Source organism: Pseudoclavibacter sp. RFBG4 (genome assembly GCF_002931515.1).
Classification (GTDB): domain Bacteria; phylum Actinomycetota; class Actinomycetes; order Actinomycetales; family Microbacteriaceae; genus Pseudoclavibacter.
Map to the genome: position 1 here is coordinate 1 of NZ_PSYC01000025.1, position 18,096 is coordinate 18,096.

General features: G+C 69.9%; 20 protein-coding genes. 6 read left to right on the forward strand and 14 right to left on the reverse strand.

All coding sequences use genetic code 11. From position 1 onward, the window contains the following. Positions 1-28 precede the first annotated feature (28 nt). The 14 genes from C5E10_RS09260 to fdhD all read right to left on the reverse strand — a co-directional run bounded on the left by C5E10_RS09260 (position 29) and on the right by fdhD (position 13,608). Entirely contained in the window at positions 29-1,321 is a 1,293-nt protein-coding gene (locus C5E10_RS09260) for a M20 family metallo-hydrolase (RefSeq protein ID WP_104331402.1), read from the reverse strand. Further along, a complete protein-coding gene (locus tag C5E10_RS09265) occupies positions 1,318-2,292 on the reverse strand; it encodes an NAD(P)-dependent oxidoreductase (RefSeq protein ID WP_104331403.1) in 975 nt (324 codons plus the stop codon). The genes C5E10_RS09260 and C5E10_RS09265 overlap by 4 nt, the downstream gene beginning before the upstream one ends. A gap of 10 nt (positions 2,293-2,302) precedes the next feature. Further along, a complete protein-coding gene (locus C5E10_RS09270) occupies positions 2,303-3,085 on the reverse strand; it encodes an amino acid ABC transporter ATP-binding protein (RefSeq protein WP_308471710.1) in 783 nt (260 codons plus the stop codon). Then, complete coding sequence (locus C5E10_RS09275; protein ID WP_104242195.1) at positions 3,085-4,050, reverse strand: amino acid ABC transporter permease; 966 nt, start codon at positions 4,048-4,050, stop codon at positions 3,085-3,087. Before C5E10_RS09275 ends, C5E10_RS09270 begins: the two co-directional genes overlap by 1 nt. 41 nt (positions 4,051-4,091) lie before the next feature. Then, complete coding sequence (locus C5E10_RS09280) at positions 4,092-4,982, reverse strand: ABC transporter substrate-binding protein (protein ID WP_104242197.1); 891 nt, start codon at positions 4,980-4,982, stop codon at positions 4,092-4,094. Positions 4,983-5,154: 172 nt separating this feature from the next. Next, the gene (locus C5E10_RS09285) at positions 5,155-5,748 is read right to left on the reverse strand and encodes a helix-turn-helix domain-containing protein (protein ID WP_104242199.1); all 594 of its coding nucleotides are present in this window, start codon (positions 5,746-5,748) and stop codon (positions 5,155-5,157) included. Beyond that, entirely contained in the window at positions 5,745-7,421 is a 1,677-nt protein-coding gene (locus C5E10_RS09290) for a thiamine pyrophosphate-binding protein (RefSeq protein WP_104331404.1), read from the reverse strand. Before C5E10_RS09290 ends, C5E10_RS09285 begins: the two co-directional genes overlap by 4 nt. Before the next feature lie 3 nt (positions 7,422-7,424). Further along, on the reverse strand, positions 7,425-8,438 hold the full coding sequence (locus C5E10_RS09295) for a dimethylarginine dimethylaminohydrolase family protein (protein ID WP_104331405.1): 1,014 nt from the start codon (positions 8,436-8,438) through the stop codon (positions 7,425-7,427). 194 nt (positions 8,439-8,632) lie between these two features. Beyond that, positions 8,633-9,100 (reverse strand): SRPBCC domain-containing protein, encoded by a 468-nt coding sequence (locus C5E10_RS09300; protein ID WP_104242204.1) that lies wholly within the window; start codon positions 9,098-9,100, stop codon positions 8,633-8,635. 135 nt (positions 9,101-9,235) lie between these two features. Continuing rightward, entirely contained in the window at positions 9,236-10,789 is a 1,554-nt protein-coding gene (locus C5E10_RS09305; protein ID WP_104331406.1) for an MDR family MFS transporter, read from the reverse strand. Between the two features lie 56 nt (positions 10,790-10,845). Beyond that, the gene (modA, locus tag C5E10_RS09310; RefSeq protein ID WP_219820344.1) at positions 10,846-11,556 is read right to left on the reverse strand and encodes a molybdate ABC transporter substrate-binding protein; all 711 of its coding nucleotides are present in this window, start codon (positions 11,554-11,556) and stop codon (positions 10,846-10,848) included. Between the two features lie 118 nt (positions 11,557-11,674). Beyond that, entirely contained in the window at positions 11,675-12,088 is a 414-nt protein-coding gene (locus C5E10_RS09315) for a molybdopterin-binding protein (protein WP_104331408.1), read from the reverse strand. A 99-nt stretch (positions 12,089-12,187) separates the two neighbouring features. Next, positions 12,188-12,673 carry a hypothetical protein gene (locus tag C5E10_RS19140; protein ID WP_181062711.1) on the reverse strand — a complete coding sequence of 162 codons (486 nt, stop codon included), beginning with the start codon at positions 12,671-12,673 and terminating at the stop codon, positions 12,188-12,190. Then, on the reverse strand, positions 12,664-13,608 hold the full coding sequence (gene fdhD, locus C5E10_RS09325; RefSeq protein WP_104331410.1) for a formate dehydrogenase accessory sulfurtransferase FdhD: 945 nt from the start codon (positions 13,606-13,608) through the stop codon (positions 12,664-12,666). Before fdhD ends, C5E10_RS19140 begins: the two co-directional genes overlap by 10 nt. Before the next feature lie 200 nt (positions 13,609-13,808). On the opposite strand from fdhD, the gene C5E10_RS09330 reads away from it, so the two are divergent. From C5E10_RS09330 to C5E10_RS09355, 6 genes are read left to right on the forward strand one after another with little or no spacing between them, the layout of a single operon-like run. Continuing rightward, positions 13,809-15,062 (forward strand): ThiF family adenylyltransferase, encoded by a 1,254-nt coding sequence (locus tag C5E10_RS09330; RefSeq protein ID WP_104331411.1) that lies wholly within the window; start codon positions 13,809-13,811, stop codon positions 15,060-15,062. After that, complete coding sequence (glp, locus tag C5E10_RS09335) at positions 15,059-16,318, forward strand: gephyrin-like molybdotransferase Glp (RefSeq protein WP_104331412.1); 1,260 nt, start codon at positions 15,059-15,061, stop codon at positions 16,316-16,318. Before C5E10_RS09330 ends, glp begins: the two co-directional genes overlap by 4 nt. A 2-nt stretch (positions 16,319-16,320) precedes the next feature. Next, positions 16,321-16,794, forward strand: a complete 474-nt coding sequence (moaC, locus tag C5E10_RS09340) for a cyclic pyranopterin monophosphate synthase MoaC (protein WP_104331413.1) — start codon at positions 16,321-16,323, stop codon at positions 16,792-16,794. Then, positions 16,776-17,537, forward strand: a complete 762-nt coding sequence (locus C5E10_RS09345; RefSeq protein WP_104331414.1) for a molybdenum cofactor guanylyltransferase — start codon at positions 16,776-16,778, stop codon at positions 17,535-17,537. Before moaC ends, C5E10_RS09345 begins: the two co-directional genes overlap by 19 nt. A 25-nt stretch (positions 17,538-17,562) precedes the next feature. Further along, a complete protein-coding gene (locus C5E10_RS09350) occupies positions 17,563-17,844 on the forward strand; it encodes a DUF6457 domain-containing protein (protein ID WP_104331415.1) in 282 nt (93 codons plus the stop codon). Continuing rightward, on the forward strand, positions 17,841-18,089 hold the full coding sequence (locus tag C5E10_RS09355; protein WP_104331416.1) for a MoaD/ThiS family protein: 249 nt from the start codon (positions 17,841-17,843) through the stop codon (positions 18,087-18,089). The genes C5E10_RS09350 and C5E10_RS09355 overlap by 4 nt, the downstream gene beginning before the upstream one ends. Positions 18,090-18,096: the final 7 nt, after the last annotated feature.

Consider the following 18,096-nt stretch of genomic DNA (forward strand, 5'->3'; position numbering starts at 1 on the left):
GGCAGGGAGGGGCCGGATGGCAGGCGGGTCAGGAGAGGTGGCCGGTGACGAGGCGCCGCACGACTCCGGTGAGGACATCGAGGCCGGCGACGAGGTCGGCGGGCTCTGTGTACTCCCCCTCGTTGTGCGAGATGCCGTCGACGGAGGGCACGAACAGCATGACCGTCGGCACGAGCTCCTTCATGTTCGTCGAGTCGTGGCCGGCCACGGTCATGATCTCGTCGTTCGAGAGACCGAGTTCCTCGGCGACGGAGCGGGCCAGATCGACGCCGGCTGGCTGGTACGGGTTGACGTCCCACGAGTGCGACAGGGTGCGCTCGATCTCAACCTGGGCCTTCGCCTCGATCTCCGCGAAGCGCGCGTCCAGGAGGGCGTTCGCCTCGGCGAGCAGGGCTTCGTCGTCGCTGCGCAGGTCGAGCAGCAGCGTCACCTCGCTCGCGACGACGACGGGCGAGTTCGGGTAGACGTCGAGCTGCCCGACGGCCGTGTGCAGCTTGCCGGGGAAGCGGTCGGTGAGCTCGCGGGCGAAGACCACGAGCAGGGAGGCGCCGTACAGCGCATCCTTGCGGTCTTCCATGACGGTCGCCCCCGAGTGGGCCTGCTCGCCCTTGACGACGACCCGGTACTTGCTGGCGGCCCAGGTCGCGGTGACGAGTCCGATGGTCGTGCCAGCGTTCTCGAGCAGGCGACCCTGCTCGATGTGGATCTCAGCGCACAGTGCCGCGACGGGGCCGGTGCCCTCGCCGAGGAAGCCGGTGGGCCGCAGCGCCTCCTCGACGCTGATGCCGGCCTTGTCGCGGACGGCGAGGGCCTTCTCGAGCGGCAGCACGCCGGTGTAGACGGAGGATCCCATCATGGAGGGCACGAAACGCGAGCCCTCCTCGTTGAACCAGTTGACGACGGCGACGTTGTACTTCACGCCGTCGATGCCGCCGGCGGCTGTCTCGTCGGCGATGCGGAACGCCGCGTGCGCCGCGGCGAGCACGCCGTAGGCGCCGTCGTACTTGCCGGCGGTCGGCTGCGAGTCCATGTGCGAGCCGATGAGCACGAACGGCGCACCGGGGACGAGCTCGAGCAGGCCGAACTGGTTGCCGATCCGGTCGTACTCGACGGTGAAGCCGCGCCCTTCGAGCAGCGCCTGGAACCAGCGGCGCTGCTCGTTGTCGGCGTCGCTCGCGGCCTGGCGGTCGACGCCGCCGTGCCCCGTCGCCCCGAATTCGCCCATCGTGTCGAAGTCGCTCAGGAAGCTCTCGTGCGCGGCGGCGGGGGTGGATGCTGTGGCGTCTGCCTGCGCGTGCGGCAGGCCGGGCTTGTCTGTCATGAAGTGCTCCCGGTGGGGTCGGCTGGTGCGCCGAGCTCGGCGATGATGTTGAGCGCTGGCTGCGATTCGTAGCCGGCGAGTGCCGCGTCCGACCACCAGGCCGTGTGCGGAGTGATGAGCGCGCCGGGGTCGGCGCGCATGGCATCGCTCGGATGCGGGGGCTCCCCGTCGAGGACGTCGGCGGCATAGGTGCGGAGGGAGCCGTCAGCCAGGGCGGCCTGAACGGCGGCCTCGTCGACGAGGCCCGCCCGCGAGACGTTGACGACGACGGCGCCATCCGGCAGGAGGGCGAGCGCCTCGGCGCCGATGATGCCCCTCGACTCGGGGGTGAGCGGCAGGTGGAGGCTCAGCGAGTCGGAGGAGCGCAGGAGCTCCTCGAGTGAGCCGACGAGCTCGACGCCGTCCGGTGCCGCCTGCGCGTAGGGGTCGAAGGCGAGGATGCGACCGAAGCTGGGGCGCGCGATCTCGGCGAGCCTGCCGCCGATGCGGCCGAGCCCGACAAGACCGAGCGTGAGCGTGCTGAGGCGTCGCGGCACGTGCAGGCGCTCGGTGGCCTCGTCCGTCCACTCTCCGCTGCGCACGAGCTGCAGGCTCCGCAGCAGGGAGCGCTCGGCGGCGAGCAGCAGCGTGAGCGCGTGCGCCGCGACCTCCTCCGTCGCGACCCCCGCGAGGGTCACGATCTTCACGCCTCTGGCGGCCGCCGCATCCGCGTCGATCATGTCGGTGCCGACGGAGCTCGTCGCGAGGAGCCGGAGCGATGGGAGCTGCGCGAGCACGTCCGCGGTGATGCGGGCGTAGCCGACGACCGCGGCGACGGCGGCGAGGTGCTCACGGGGCACGACCGCGTCGGGCCCCGGTGAAGTCGGCAGCTCGAGGTGGGCGGTTGCGTAGCCCGCTTCCCGCAGGAGCCTCGAGGCGGGCTCCTGCGAGAGGTCGGTCGTGTCGGTGAAGATGACCAGCGGTCGTGTCATGTCAGCTCGCTCACTTGAGCACGCGCGCCAGGAAGCGCTTCGTGCGTTCGTGCCTGGGGTTCTGGATGACGTCCTCCGGGGCGCCCTCCTCGACGATGACGCCGCCGTCCATGAACACGACACGGTCGCAGACATCGCGCGCGAAGCCGATCTCATGCGTGACGACGACCATGGTCATGCCCTCCTTGGCGAGCTTCGTCATGACCTGCAGCACCTCGCCGACGAGCTCCGGGTCGAGTGCCGAGGTTGGCTCGTCGAAGAGCAGCACGCTGGGCTTCATGGCGAGCGCACGGGCGATCGCGACCCGCTGCTGCTGCCCGCCGGACAGCTGCGACGGGTAGTTGTCGCCCTTGTCGGCGAGGCCGACCTGCTCAAGCAGCTCCTTGGCGGCCGCGATGGCCGCCGACTTCTTGTGTCCGAGGATCTGCACAGGCGATTCGATGATGTTCTCGATCGCCGTCATATGCGGGAACAGGTTGAAGCGCTGGAAGACCATGCCGATGTCGCGACGGCGCTTCGCGATCTCGTTCGGCCGCAGCTCGTAGAGCTTGCCGTTCTTCTCCTTGTAGCCGACGGGCTCCCCCGCCACCCTGATGACGCCGCGGTCGGCGGTCTCGAGGTGGTTGAGGCAGCGCAGGAGCGTCGACTTTCCGGAGCCTGACGGACCGAGGATGCTGACGACCTCGCCGGCGTGCACGTCGAGCGAGATGTCCTTGAGCACTTCGACGCTGCCGAACGACTTCGCGACGTTGCGCAGCTCGATCATGGGTGCGGTGGATGCGGATGCGGGCATCAGCGGATTGCCTCTCTGCTTGTTCCTGCAGACCTGCGGTTGGGCAGAATCGAGGTGAGCACTCGCTTCCACACGGGTTCCGGGGTCGTGAAGCCGCGGGACTTGCCGAGCTTGCGCTCGAGGAATCCCTGGCCGATGCTCGCGATCGAGGTGAGGATCAGGTACCAGATGCTCGCGACGAGCAGCATCTCCATGCGGCTGAAGTCGGCGGCGCCGATCTGCTGGGCTCTCGTGAGGAGGTCTCCAGCGCCGATCACCGACACGAGCGACGTCTCCTTGAGGAGCGTGACGAGCTCGTTGCCCATGGGCGGCACGATGGAGCGCAGCGCCTGCGGGAGGATGATGCGGAACATGATCTTGCCCTGCGTCATGCCGAGCGCCTCCGCCGCCTCCTTCTGGCCCGGGTCGATGGAGATGATGCCGCCGCGGATGATCTCCGACATGTAGGCGGATTCGTTGGCCGCGAGGCCGAGGACGGCCGCGGTGAGCGGCAGGATCAGGGCGTTGGTGTCGAGCTGGATGAAGATCAGGTCGATCTGCGGGAAGAACAGCGCGAGGTTGAACCAGATGAGGATCTGCACCAGGATCGGCGTCCCGCGGAAGATCCAGACGAATCCGCTCGAGATGGCGCGAAGCACCCCGTTGCTGGAGATGCGCATGACGGCGAGGGTGATGCCGCCGATGATGCCGAGGATCATGCTCACCACGGTCAGCATGATGGTGATGAGGAGGCCCTGCATGATGGCCTCTGCGAAGACTCTCGAGCCGACCTTCTCCCAGCGGATGCTCGATCCCGTCGCGACGTCGTAGACGAGCTTCGCGAGGAAGAGGAGCACGATCGCGGCGAAGATCCATTGGCCGTAGTGCCGCAGCGGGACGATTTTGGGGGCGTCGGCCGCGGGCGCGGCGGGGGCGGTGGTGACCGCTCCCGTCGCGCCCGTGGAGGGGCCGGTCGAGGTGTTCACTGTTCTTCAGCTCCGTTGTTGTTCGTCAGTCTCCGCGGGGCCTATTCGGCGCCGTTGATCGTGACTTCCTCGACGGCTCCGCCTTCCTGACCGTGGGAGGTCAGGATCTCGGTGTAGGTGCCGTCGTCGATGAGGGACTGGACCGCCGCCTGGATGGCTGCGCTCAGCTGGTTGTCCTTCGCGACCGCCATGCCGAGGGGCTCTGGCTGGAAGGGCTCCTCGTTGGCGAGCTCGAAGCCGCTTGCCTGCTCGACGTTGTAGCTCGCGACCGGGTACTGGCTGACCGACGCTGCTGCGCGGCCGGACTGCACCTGGATGAGGGCGTCGTTGTCGGTGGCCTGCGCGGAGATCTCGATGGGGCTCGATGCGCAGATGTCGGTGTTGAAGGCTTCGAGGATGCCCTGCTGCGCGGAGTCGCGGAGCACGGAGACGGCCTTGCCGCAGAGATCTGCCTCGGCGGTGATGCCCTCCGGGTTGCCCTCTGCGACGACGATGCCCTGGCCGGCGTTGAAGTAGTCGACGAAGTCGTAGTTCTCCTGGCGCTCGGGGGTGTCGGTCATGGCGGCGACGACGACGTCGTAGCGTGCCGTGTCGAGCGACGGGAGGAGCGTGTCGAATGCGACGTTCTCGATCTGGACCTCGAGGCCGAGCTTCTGCCCGACGGCCTTGATGAGGTCCATGTCGAGGCCGATGACGGTGGCGCCGTCGGCGTCGAGGTACTCGTAGGGCGGGTAGTACGCCTCGGTGCCGACCGTGAGGGTGCCGGCGTCGGCGATCTCCTGCGGGAGGAGCGCGACGGCCGCCTCGTCGACGGCGACCTCGGAGACGTCGGCCTCCGGCGCGTCACCGGACGAGCATCCGGCGAGCAGTGCGGTGAGGGCGACGAACGAGGCGCCAGCCAGGCCCGCCTTCATGAGCTTCTTGGATGCCATGTGAATTTCTCCTTCTCTTGATCACCAGCAGTGATCATCTGTAGGCAACATGCGTAATCTAGGAGGCAACTTGCCGCCGGAGGCGCCAAGTCACGCAGGGTTTACAAGGGCGTTACGTGCCGAGCGATCGCTCGGTCTGTGCCGGTGAACGACAGTAGTGGGTCGGGCAAGGTCAGGTCGTGCCTCCCCACGCGGCAGGGGCGAGCACCCAGAGGAGCTCGACCCCCTCTGTCGAGTCGCGCGTGTGCCACGTGTGCGGCTCACGACCGTCGAGCGTTATCGAGTCCCCGGATTCGAGTTCCCACGTCTCGGAGGCGAGCACCACCGTGATCGACCCGCGCAGCACGTGCAGGAAATCGACCTCGCAGTTCACGGAGTACAGCTCCTCCCCGCCGGTTCCGGACATGCCGGCGTCGACGCGGGAGCGCACGACCTGGAAGCGCGGGTCGTTGCGGGGGCTGAGCAGGCGCTCGTACACGTTGGTGCCGCCGAGGTTGATCTGCGGTGCGTCGTCGAAGCGGACGAGCTGCGCATCCGGTGCGCTGAAGAGCTCGCCGACCTCGATGTTGAGCACGTCGCAGAGCAGCACGAGCGTGGAGACGCTCGGCGACGTCTGGTCGCGCTCGACACGACTGAGGAAGCTCTTGCTGAGCCCCGTCGCGCTGGCGAGCTGCTCGATCGTCATCTGGCGAAGCTGGCGCACCGACCGGAGCCTGCCGCCGATGGCGGCGGGCTCGTTGCGCGGCACGACGGGCAGGGCTCTCATCGGTGGACCGCCGGCCGGTCCGTGTGGGTCGCCTCGAACAGCTCGAGGGTGGCGGGCAGCACGAGCACGCGGGGCCCGGGGGTGCGGATGCTCGCGGCGAGCTGGTCGGCGAGCGTGTCCAGCTCCACGGCCCTCGACTCGATGCCGAACGCACGCGCCACCGCCAGGTAGTCGGGGCCCGTGAGCTCGGTCGCCGTGGCCCGCCCGTAGGCCTCGTTCATGTAGCCGCGCAGCACCCCATAGCCGCCATCGTCGACGACGAGCCAGGTCACGCTGAGCTGCGACTGCGCGAGTGTGGACAGCTCGGCGACACCGTAGAGCCCTCCGCCGTCGCCGGAGATCGCGACGACGGGGGCGCCGTTCGGCGTCTCGCGCGAGCGGGACGCGAAGGAGGCGCCGATGGCCGCCGGCAGCCCGAAGCCGAGCCCGCCGCACTGCCCGTTCTCGTACACGCCGCCGCGCGCATCCCACGCCGACCAAGCCCAGTAGGCGCTGATCGTCATATCCCAGAAGGTCGCGACCTCGTCGGGGATGGCCGAGCGCAGGGTGTCCATGAGCTGCCGCTCCGTGGCGAGGGGCTGCGCGTCGAGCCTGCCGCGCACGGTCGCGAGGAGCTCGTCGATGGCGGGGCGCGCATTCGCTCGCTCCCCGAGCTCGCTCGCGCGGAGGCGGTCGAGGACTCCCTGCAGCGCCAGGCCCGCATCGGAGCGGAGCGTGATCGTGCCCTCGTGGTTCGCGCCGAGCACACGCGCGTCGGCGTCGATGTGAATGACGGTGCCCGTCGGGGCGAGTCGGAAGTAGTTCGACGAGAGTTCGCTCAGGCCCGTGCCCACGACGAGCAGCACGTCGGCGGCTTCGAGGAACTCGGTGGTCGCGATGTCCTCGATCCACCCCTCGGCCGAGAGCGGATGCGCCCACGGGAAGGCGCTGCGCCCGCCGTAGGTCGTGACGACGGGGGCCTGCAGCTGCTCGGCGAGCTGCTCGAGCAGTTCCCCGGCGCCGGAGCGGACGACGCCGCCGCCCGCGTAGATGCGCGGCGTGGAGGACTCGGCGAGGAGCCTCGCGACGGCGTCGAGCTGCGCCCCCGTAGCCTCAGGAGCGAGCGCGTACGCCTCCGCAGCGAGGCCGCCGAGCTGCCCGTCCGCGAGCTCGACGCTCGCCTGCTGCACGTCGTGCGGCACCTCGACGTAGACGGGGCCAGCGGGGGCGCTCTGCGCCGTACGCCACGCGTCGACGAGGGTCGGCACGATCTGGTCGACCGAGCGGATGCTCCACGTGCCCTTGGCGATGCCGCGGAAGTGCGACTCCTGGTCGCGCAGCTCGTGCAGGTAGCCGTGAGCCTGGCCGCCGATACCGGGGGTCGGCACCTGCGCCGAGATGAGCAGCACGGGAGAGCTCGCCGTCGCCGCCTCCTGCAGTCCGGGAAGCGCCGTCAGCGCTCCGGGGCCGGCCGAGAGCAGCAGCGGGGTGACGGTTCCGGTGACGCGTGCGTGCCCATCCGCCATGAACGCGGCGTTGTTCTCGACCCGCGCGCCGAGGTAGTCGAGCGACGAGTCGCCGAGCGCGTCGAACATGGGCAGAGCGTGCTGGCCGGGCAGCCCGACCACTCGCTCAGCGCCGAGCGCCTCGAGCGTTCGGATGACGAGCTCCCCGCCGGTGACCTTCTCTGACATCGCTTACCAGTCCCTCTGGAGTTCCATGGTCGAGCAGTGCAGCCCGCCGCCGTTCTTGTTGATCTCGCGGTAGGTGACGGGGATGATCTCCACGCCGTACTTCGAGTTGAGGAGTTCCGCCGTGCGCGGCAGGTGCGAGGGGAAGAGCAGCTTGCGGCGGTCGAGCGTGAGGAGGTTGCAGGCCCAGTCCTCCTGCGGTGCGACGTCGACGGTCTCGATGCCGAGCTTCCAGAGCGCGTCGAGGAAGTCGTATGGCGCGATGCGCGAGTTCACGAGCGCGAGGTCGTCGTCGAGCATGGCGCAGCACAGGTCGAGGTGGATCTGGTAGCCGGGCATCTGCGAGTGGACGAGCTCGATGCCCTGCTCCTCGAGGATGTTCCTGAGCTGACGGTACCCCTCGACGTTGCAGCGCACGGAGGTGCCGAAGAACGCGAGGTCGGGGCGCACCTTGATGAAGCTGCCGCCCTCCACGAGGCCCGTGCCCGTGATCGTGCCGAGGATCGGCATGCCCTGGGCCGCAACGGTCTGGGTGATCGACTGCTCCTCGCCTCGCCGCATGCGCGGTGCGAGGCGGCCGATGATCGCGCCGCCGGGGATCGTGACGAGCGGGTCGCGGGTGAAGACCGACTTCGTGAAGCTGGGGGCGAGGTCGGGGGCCATGACGACCTCGACCTCGTTGTCTTCGAGCACCTTCACGAAGCTGTCGAACTCGCTGTGCAGCTTCTCGAGGTCGGGGAACTCGCGGCCAGACCAGTACCAGCGGCGGTCCGGGTCGACGTAGGCGCCGATCTCGGGCATCCAGGTCGACTCCCCCGCCTTCTCGACGGCTTCGAGGCCGGCGCTGGGGCGGCGCATCATGATGGTGCGGAGGCGTCCGACCTCGTCCTGCGCACCCCACTTGCGGCCCCAGTAGGCGGGCAGCTCGGAGTCGGCGAGGAAGCCGGGTTCGGCCTCAGGGCCGAGGAGGCGGTGGAAGGCGCCGTCTGACATCTCGAGGGTGGGGTCGACGTCGGTCATGTGAAAACCTTTCGTGGTCGCGTCGTTGCGACTCCGAGAAGTTTCGCTCACGACATCATGCGTTGTCTAGTGCGAAACTACGGTTGCTCGTTTCCGAGCACGTGACGCCCATGTTTCGAGCCCGTAACTTCTGCTGAGTCCAGGCACGATGGCGCGCCTGTCACCCAGCAGCTGGATCAGGTCAAGCAGCGGGATCAGAGCAGCGGGATCTCCTCCGCAGGGGCCTCGCCGAGCGCCTCTCGCAGCAGCGGCAGCGCCGCCGTCCAGGCCATCGTCTCGATCTCGGCCGAGGTCGAATCCGCGGCGAGCCCTTCGAGCTCCTCGAAGCCCGAATGGCGCACGGTCAGCGCCGACCCGCCGTCTGCTGGCTCGATCGTGAACTCGACGACGGTGCTGTTCTGCGGTTGCGGGTCCTCCTCCGGCACCGCGGCGAGGCGGTAGCCGAAGCGACGAGGCGACTCCACGAGCGTGACCTCGCCGCGGAACGTGCCGTGCTCCGGCCAGTGCACGGCGAGCACTCCCCCGGGCTCTGCCTCGATCGTCGCGCCACCGAACGCGTACCAGCTCGCAAACGACTCCTGCTCCGTGAGCATGCTCCAGAGCCGCTCCGGTGCGGCCTCGAAGGTGATGGACTTCTCGACGATCTCGGGCGCGTCAGCCATGGTCGCTCCTCAGCTCGGTGGATGTTCGACTCCCCATCTTCGCAAATCTCGACAGGAAGAGCGTCCGAGGCCGGACGAACGGAGGGCCCGGCGCCAGAAGTCTCTGGTGCCGGGCCCTCCGTCTGCTGAGCAGGCTCAGTGACCCATCGGGATCTCCGCGTCGGCGCGCTTCGGCGTCGACTTCACGAAGAACGTGCCGACGATGGTGACGAGCGAGATGCACGCGCCCACGAGGAAGGCAGAGTGGATGCCCTGCGCCTCCGCCGAGACGGGGGCGAGGCCCTCACCGGCCGCCGCGAGCGTCGAGTTGGCCATGACGACGACGAACATCGCCGTGCCTGCGGCTCCGGCCAGCTGCTGCGCCGTGGTCACGACGGCGGAGCCGTGCGAGTACCTCGACTTGGGCAGGTCGCCGAGCGCGCTGGTCATGAGCGGCGTGAACATGAGCGCGAGGCCGATCGAGAGAGTGACGTGGGCGGCGATGACCATCCACTGCTCGGAGTTCTCGCCGAGCATCGTCATGCCCCAGATCGCCGTGCTCACGACGAGCGAGCCGGGGATGATGAGCGGCTTGGTGCCGAACCGGTCGAAGAGACGGCCGACGAACGGCGCGAGCAGACCCATCGTGAGGCCACCGGGCAGCAGGGTGAGGCCGGCGCGGAGAGTGTCGTAGCCGAGCACCTCCTGCATGTAGATGGGCAGCAGGATGATCGTGCCGAACAGCGACATGAAGCTCACCGCGAGGAGGATGAGCGACACCGTGAACTGGCGGCTCGTGAAGACGCGCAGGTCGAGGAGCGCGGAGTCCGTCTTCTGCCGCGCGATCTGGCGCCAGATGAATGCGCCGAGCGCGAGCACGCCGACGAGGATCGGGACGAACGCGGGGACGACGGCCGTCGCCGAGCTCTCGCCGAGCCCGGAGAAGCCGTAGACGAGGCCGCCGAACGCGAAGGCGGAGAGGATGACGGAGAGCACGTCGATCTTCGCCTGGCGCGGCTCGGTGACGTTCTTGATGAACAGGGCTCCGAGGACGAGCGCGACGATGGCGATCGGGAGGACGAAGCCGAACATCCAGCGCCACTCGAAGACCTGCAGGATGAGGCCGGAGACCGTCGGTCCGATAGCGGGTGCGACCGAGATGACGATGGAGATGTTGCCCATCGTGCGGCCACGACGCTCCGGCGGGACCATGTTGAGCACGGTCGTCATGAGCAGCGGCATCATGATGGCGGTACCGGAGGCCTGCACGATGCGGCCGAGGAGCAGGACCTCGAAGCCGGGCGCGAGGAAGCAGAGCAGCGTTCCGAGCGAGAAGAGGATCATCGCTGCCATGAACACCTGGCGCACGTGGAACCGCTGCAGCAGGAAGCCCGTGATGGGGATGACGACGGCCATGACCAGCATGAAGGCGGTCGTGAGCCACTGGCCGGTCGCCAGCGGGATGCCGAGGTCGGCGTTGAGGGCGGGCAGGGCCACGCCCATGATCGTCTCGTTGAGGATGACGACAAACGCGGAGACGAGCAGGAGTGGGATCACGAAGCGAGTGCGCGGGTCCGCGCCGAGCTCGCTCGTGGAGGCGGCTGCGCCCGCGGATGCGGACTCAGCTGGGGTCGGTTCGGCGTCGCGGGTCGCGGTGCGCGAGTCGGTCACAGTACTCCTTGAGAGGTTCAGATCTTGGCGTGCGGGCATGCCCGCACGGTCGGGGTTAACGCGGTGACCGCTCTCCGCATTCCCCGGCGCGTCGCTCACGTCAGGCTGAGGAAGCCGGCCTCATCGAACACCTCGACGCCTCTCGCCGTGAGGATGAACTCGGTGAAGGCGGCGGCCGCCTCCGGATTGGGCGCGGCCTTGAGCGGGACGATGCCGTAGTTGTTGACCGCGTCGAGCGCCTCGGGGAACTCGATGGCCGTGACCTCGCTCGCCGCGGCCTTCGCGTCGCTCGCGTAGACGAGTCCTGCATCGGCCTCGCCGAGGCGCACTTTCGAGAGCACCTCCTTGACGTCGCTCTCCTTGGTGTCGGGCTTCGGAACGATGTCGTTCTGCTCGAAGAGCTTGGCGCTCGCGGCGCCGCAGGGAACCTTCGCGGCGCAGACGGCGATCTTCAGCGTGGGGTCGGCGAAGTCCTTGAGGCCCGTGACACCGGCCGGGTTGCCCTTTGGCGTCACGATGACCAGCGCGTTGCGGGTGAACGTCGCGGGGGTCCATTCGACGAGTCCGGCATCCACGACCGTCTTCATCGTCGCGTCGTCGGCGGAGGCGAACACGTCGACGGGAGTGCTGCCCGCCACGATCTCGTCGGCGAGCGTCGTGCTGCCCCCGAAGTTCAGGGTCACGGTGACGCCGGGGTGCTCCGCTTCGAACTCCCCCGCAAGCTGCGTGAACGTCTCGGTGAGCGAGGACGCGGCATACACGGTGACGTTGCCGGTCGGGCCGGTCTCGCTGGGTGATGGAGACACGGATGCCTCGCCGGAAGGCCCAGTCGGGGCTGTCATCGGAGCACACCCTGCGAGCGCGCCAAGGACGAGGATCCCGAGGGCGGCGGCGACGGACCGGAGCGTTCTTGCTCTCCGCTTCCTAGGCACTGTGCACTCCTTCGATTCCCACGTTCGTCGCCTTCACGCTGGCCACGACGAGGCTCCCCACCTCGAGGCCGAGCTCGTCGACGGCCTCGCGTGACACGAGCGACACGATTCTGAAGGGGCCCGCCTGCACCTCGACCTGGGCCATGACGGTGTCGAGCGTCAGCTTGGTGACGATGCCTCGCATCCGGTTGCGGGCGGATGCGGGCGGCAGCTCGCCCGAGTCGGCTCTGGCGTCGCTGTCGGCGAGTTCCTTGGCGAGGGCCGCGAGCTGAGCGCCCGCGACGGTCTTCGCGCCGGCGTCTCCCTGCAGGTCGAGGCGGCCGCTCGCACCCCAGCGACGAACGGTGTCGTCGCTGACCCCGAGGAGCGATGCGGCCTCGCTGACCCGGTATCGCTGTTCTGCCATGCGGGCATCTTCTCACGCGCTCCCGCATGTGCGTGGCCCGTGCTCTGGTGGGAACCGCAGCTGCGCTTGCCGGGCCGCTGATGCGCGCTCGCAGGACAGTCAGCGCAGGATCTCGACGAGCAGCACCCACGCGTTGAGCGTCGCCCCGGCGAAGGTGAGGAGGAAGCCCGCAGCGACCCAGTACAAGGCCTCTTCCGATGCCCCGAGGGCGAGCACTGCTCCGACGATCATGGGCAGCAGCTGGAGGATGCTCCAGAGCGCGCGCAGCACGTGATCCCGCAGGTGCCCGTGAGGGGTCCTGAAGCCGATGACGCTTGTGCGCCAGTACAGCGCGGCCACGACGAGGGTGAAGACGAGCGTCACTGCGCCGAAATCCGGAAGGCTGATGGCGGGGATGAGACCGGCCGCGCCGACGATGACGATGAGGAGCAGCGAGGCGATGGTGGCCCCGGCCCTGGACGGCATGCTCTCGATCGCGATGATGGTCGCGACGTTGACGGACATGGCGACGATGATGAGGCCCGCGAGCGCGGCGCCGGCGCCCACCGTCGCGACGAAGAAGCTCTCCCAGCTCGCTAGCTCCATGCCCCCGCACCGGCCTCTGCGTCAGCGTCTGCGTCTGCCTCGGCGTCGGCGTCGGTTTCCGAGTCGAGCGCCGTCTCCACGTCGAGCGCTGCTTCCTCGGCGGCCACGATGCGGTCGGGGCGCGAGTAGATGACCATCGACTCTCCGCGGAGGAACCCGATGAGGGTCATGCCGCTGGCCTCGGCGAGGTCGGCGGCGAGCGATGAGGGGGCTGAGACGGCCGCGAGGATGGGGATGCCCGCCATCTTCGCCTTCTGGACGAGCTCGAAGCTCGATCGGCCCGACACCTGCAGCACCGTCCCGGTCAGCGGGAGCCGGTCGTTCTGCACCGCCCAGCCGACGACCTTGTCGACGGCGTTGTGCCGTCCGACGTCCTCGCGCAGCACGAGGAGGTCGCCGGTCGCGGCGTCGAAGAGCGCCGCCGCGTGCAGGCCGCCGGTCTTCTCGAACACCTCCTGCTGTTCCCTGAGCTTGTCGGGGAACGTGACGAGCCGAGCCGCCTGGAGCGTGACGGGGTCGCGGGCCACGTCGTAGCTCGAGGTCAGCTCGACGGCGTCGATGCTCGCCTTGCCGCAGAGCCCGCAGGAGCTCGTGGTGTAGAAGTTGCGCGCGAGGTCGGGGTCAGGTGGCGGGGTCTCAGCGGACAGGCGGACGTCGAGCACGTTGTAGGTGTTGAGACCATCCGCGCTCCCGTCGGCACCGGCGCAGTACATCGCCGAGCGGAACTGCTCGCCGCGCGAGATGACGCCCTCGGAGACGAGGAAGCCTGCTGCGAGCTCGAAGTCGTTGCCCGGGGTGCGCATCGTGATCGCCAGCTGCTGTCCGCCGACGCGGATCTCGAGGGGCTCTTCGGCCGCGAGGAAGTCGGCCTTCCTGCTCGGGGGCTTCCCGAGGCTCAGCCGTGTGACGCTCCGTCGCACCGTGATCCGACCCACGCGATCATGCTAGCTCGCCGCGCGCGTCCGCGCCCGCCCACCATTCCTGCCGAGAGCGCACTTGTGGTCGTCATTCTTCGCGGGTAGCGACCACAAGTCAGCTCTGGTCGGCGGGCGTCGCGGGCGTCGCGAGGGCGAGGCGAACCCGGGCAGGGTCGGCTGCCGGTTGGCTGCGCGGGATACGGCGGTAGGGTGACGCCATGCGCCTCGCACCGCTTGTCGAACCGTCCCCAGAGCTCCGGGGCGACGAGCTCGCCCGAACCGCTCGACAGCGCCGCCTGCCCGAGCTCGGCGAGATCGGGCAGCGCCGCCTCGCCGCCAGCCGGGTCGCGGTCCTGGGAGCCGGGGGCCTCGGCGCTCCGGCCCTGCAGTACCTCGCGGCCGCGGGAGTCGGCACGATCGGGGTCATCGACGCGGATGCGGTCGAGCCGAGCAACCTGCACCGGCAGGTCATCCACGGCATCGACGACGTCGGCGCTCGCAAGACCGCGAGCGCGGCCCGCAGCCTCCGGCGGCTCGCGCCGGACGTGACGGTTGTCGAGCACGACGAGCGCCTCGATGGCGCGAACGCCGAGCGCATCCTCGGCGGCTACGACCTCGTGCTCGACGGTGCCGACAACTTCCCGACGCGCTACGCCGTCGCCGACGCGTGCACGAGCCTCGGCCTGCCGCTCGTGTGGGGCTCCGTGCTGCGCTTCGACGCGCAGCTCACGGTGTTCTGGTCGACGCCGCCGGCGCCCGCGGAGGGCGTCACCCTGCGCGACGTGTTCCCCGAGCCGCCGCCGGAGGGCTCGGTGCCGTCGTGTGCCGAGGCGGGTGTGCTCGGCGCGCTCTGCGGCGTCGTGGGCTCGATGATGGCGACCGAGGCGATCAAGCTCATCACCGGGATCGGCGACGTGCTCCTCGGCAGGCTCCTCGTCGTCGAGGCGCTCACGATGCGCGTCTCCGAGGTCCCGCTCCGGGCGGCCGATCACGCCGCCCGTGACCACGTGGCGGGCGCCTCGGCCCCGTCGGCGGCATACTCGACGTCGCAGACAGCATCCCCCGCACCGGAGGAGGACCGAGCAGCCCCGCAGGCGAGGCTGGCCCCGCTCGACTTCGATCCGGTTCGGGACTCGCACGGCCGGCTGATCGACGTGCGCGAGCCGGACGAATACGCCGTCGATGCGCTCCCAGGTGCCTCTTCGCTGCCGCTCAGCGAGCTGCTCCAGCTCGAGCGCGAGCCGGACGTGCTGAGGGCGCGGCTCCTCGGGCTCGAGGCTGGGCACGCCAGCACGTCGGATGCCCCGTTCAACCTCTACTGCGTCTCCGCCGCGAGGGCCAGGCGGGCGGCGCTGCTCCTCGCGCCGCACGGCTTCGACGTGCGAGTGGTGCAGACACCTCAGCTGCAGGTGCTGCGAGCGTCCAGCGGCACGCTCGGCGCGGATGCGTCGCAAACGGGGGCACGGGCATGATCGAGGTCGAGACGCAGCTTGCACGCGTGCTGGGCGAGTCCCGCCAGCTTCCGAGCGATACCGTTCCGCTGGCAGCAGCCCACGGCAGGTACCTGGCGGAGAGCCTCGTGTCGCGATACGCACTGCCACCCTGGACGAACTCGGCCATGGACGGCTACGCGGTCCGCTCCGACGACGTGGCCGCAGCGAGCCCCGAGTCGCCGGTGGTCCTCGACGTCGTCGCAGACCTTCCGGCGGGCACCGCCTCCGACCCCTCGCTCGCGAGCGGACAGGCCGCCCGCATCATGACGGGCGCCCCCGTCCCGGCGGACGCCGACGCGATCGTGCCCGTCGAGGCGACCGACGGCGGCGAGCGGCGGGTGAGCATCACCGCCTCGGCCAAGCGCGGCGTGCACATCCGCTCGGCCGGCGAGGACCGCCAGCCGGGAGACCCGCTCGTCACCGCGGGGTCGCGCGGGAGCGCCGAGGCCCTCTCCGCACTGGCCTCGGCCGGGTACGGCACGGTCTCCGTCGCGCGACGCCCACGCGTCGCCGTGATCGCCACAGGAAGCGAGCTCGTCGCACCAGGCGAGGCGCTCGAGCGCGGGCAGATCCCCGACTCGAACTCGCTCCTCATCTCCTCCCTGGCCATCGAGCACGGGAGCGAGCTCGTCGACGTCATCCGAGTCTCCGACGAGGTCGCCGAACTGGAGGCGGCGCTGCAGGCGCTCGCAGGCCGCTGCGACGTGATCGTGCTGACGGGCGGCGTGAGCATGGGCGCCTACGACCCCGTCAAGGAGCTCCTCTCCCCCGGCGGCCAGGTGCGCTTCGAGAAGGTCGCGATGCAGCCGGGCAAGCCACAGGGCTTCGGTCGCCTCGCCGAGCCGTGGGTCGGCGAGGGCGAGCTCGGCCCACTCGTCTTCGGCCTCCCCGGCAACCCCGTCAGCGCCTGGGTGTCGTTCCTCGTCTTCGTCCGGCCGTGCCTGCGCGCCCTGCAGGGAGCCTCCGTCGTCGAGGACCCGCGCCTGAGCGCGCGCGCCGAGACCGGCTGGCGCACACCGCCCGGGCGCCGCCAGTACCTGCCCGCGCGCATCCGCACCACCGACTCGGGGGTCGTGGTCTCGCCGGCCGCCGCTCGGGGATCGGGTTCGCACCTCGTGGGCAGCCTCGCCGACGCGAACGGCTACGCCATCGTGGATGCGCGTGTCGAGCGGGTCGAAGAGGGCGACGTCGTGCAGGTGGTCCGCCTGATGTCGGACGTGGATGCCAGACTCTGACCATGACGAACTTCACGCACCTCGACGCAGCCGGCCACGCACGGATGGTCGACGTCACCGAGAAGCAGCCGACGGTGCGTGCCGCGACGGCATCCGGCATGGTCTACTGCGGCGCCGACGTGCTCGAGGCACTCACCAACGATGCGGTGCCGAAGGGAGACGCGTTCGCCGTGGCGCGCATCGCCGGCATCCAGGGCGCGAAGAAGTGCGCTGAGCTCCTGCCGCTCGCCCACATCATCGGCGTCCACGGCGCCACCGTCGATCTCGAGCTGCGAGGCGACGGCGTGCTCATCACGGCGACGGTGCGCACCGCCGACCGCACCGGCGTCGAGATGGAGGCCTTCACTGCCGTCTCGGTCGCAGCGCTCGCGCTGGTCGACATGGTCAAGGGCATCGACAAGTCGGTCACGATCGGAGACATCAAGCTCATCGCGAAGACGGGCGGGAAGTCGGGGCCGTGGAAGCGCGAGCAGTAGCGCAGCCGCCGCGCAGCCGCCGCCCGACCCCGGGTCTCGATGCGGTCATCCTCGCGGGTGGCCGCGGCTCCCGTCTCGGTGGCGTCAGCAAGGGCGACCTCGAGGTCGGGGGCAGGCGCCTCATCGACGTCGCGGTCGGCGCGGCTCACGACGCCGGCGCGATCCGTACCCTCGTGGTCGGTGCACTCGCCGTGCAGACACCCGCCGAGCTGATCCGCGAGGAACCCCTGTTCGGCGGACCGGCAGCTGGCCTCGCGGCCGCCCTCCCCAGCGTCTCGGCGCCGTGGCTGCTCCTGCTCGCCTGCGACCTGCCACGAGCTCCTGCGCTCGTCGAGCTCCTCACGGAGGCGAGCGGCCGGGGCCTGCAGGCGTCGGACGGTGAGTCTGAACCTGAAGCTGACACTGACGGGGACGGCTCCCCATCTGCCTCGGCGGTGGGGGCTGCCTCGGCACATGGCGCACCCGTGGGCGGCCCCGACGGATTCGTGGTCGTCGATAGCGATGGACGCCCGCAGTGGCTTGCCGGCATCTACCGCACGACGGCGCTCAAGCGCGCCCTCGAGCGTGCGGCCGCAGCGTCCGGTGCCCATGGCCTGGCCCTCCGCCACGTCCTGGAGCCCCTCGCACTGACCCGGGTGCCGGACCGACGCGGCGCCAGCGCCGACATCGACACCCCAGAGCAGCTCGCGGCCGCACGCGCCGACGCGGCGGTCGACGTGCTGGCGCCGCACAGCAGACCATGACCGCTCACGGAAGGGCCCAGAGACCATGACCGAAACTCCCAAGCACCTGCCACCGGAAGCACTCGACGCCTGGCTCGCCGAGGCCAAGCGCGTGCTCGAGATCGACGACGAGATCGACATCGCAGCGCTCCTCGACGTCGCGAAGGACGTCGCGCACAACGTCGCCAGGCCAGCGGCACCCCTCACGACCTTCGCGCTCGGGCTCGCCCTCGGCCGGCGGAGCTCCGCCACCGGCTCCCCCGAAGCCTTCAGCCGACTCGCTGAGCTCGTGACGGCTCGCGCGCTCTCCTGGGAGCAGGAGTCGTGAGCGCCCCGAGCCGCGTCCGCGTCTTCGCCGGAGCGGCGGAGGCCGTCGGCGGCAGCGACTTCACGCTCGAAGCAGCGACGGTGGCCGCGCTCGTCCGCACGCTCAACCCCTCGGGCGACGTCCACGTCGCGGAGGTGCTCTCCCGGTGCTCGTTCCTGATCGACGGCGTGCGCACCTCCGACGCCGAAGCACCGATCGCACCCGGTGCATCCGTCGACGTGCTGCCGCCCTTCGCGGGAGGCTGAAGCGACC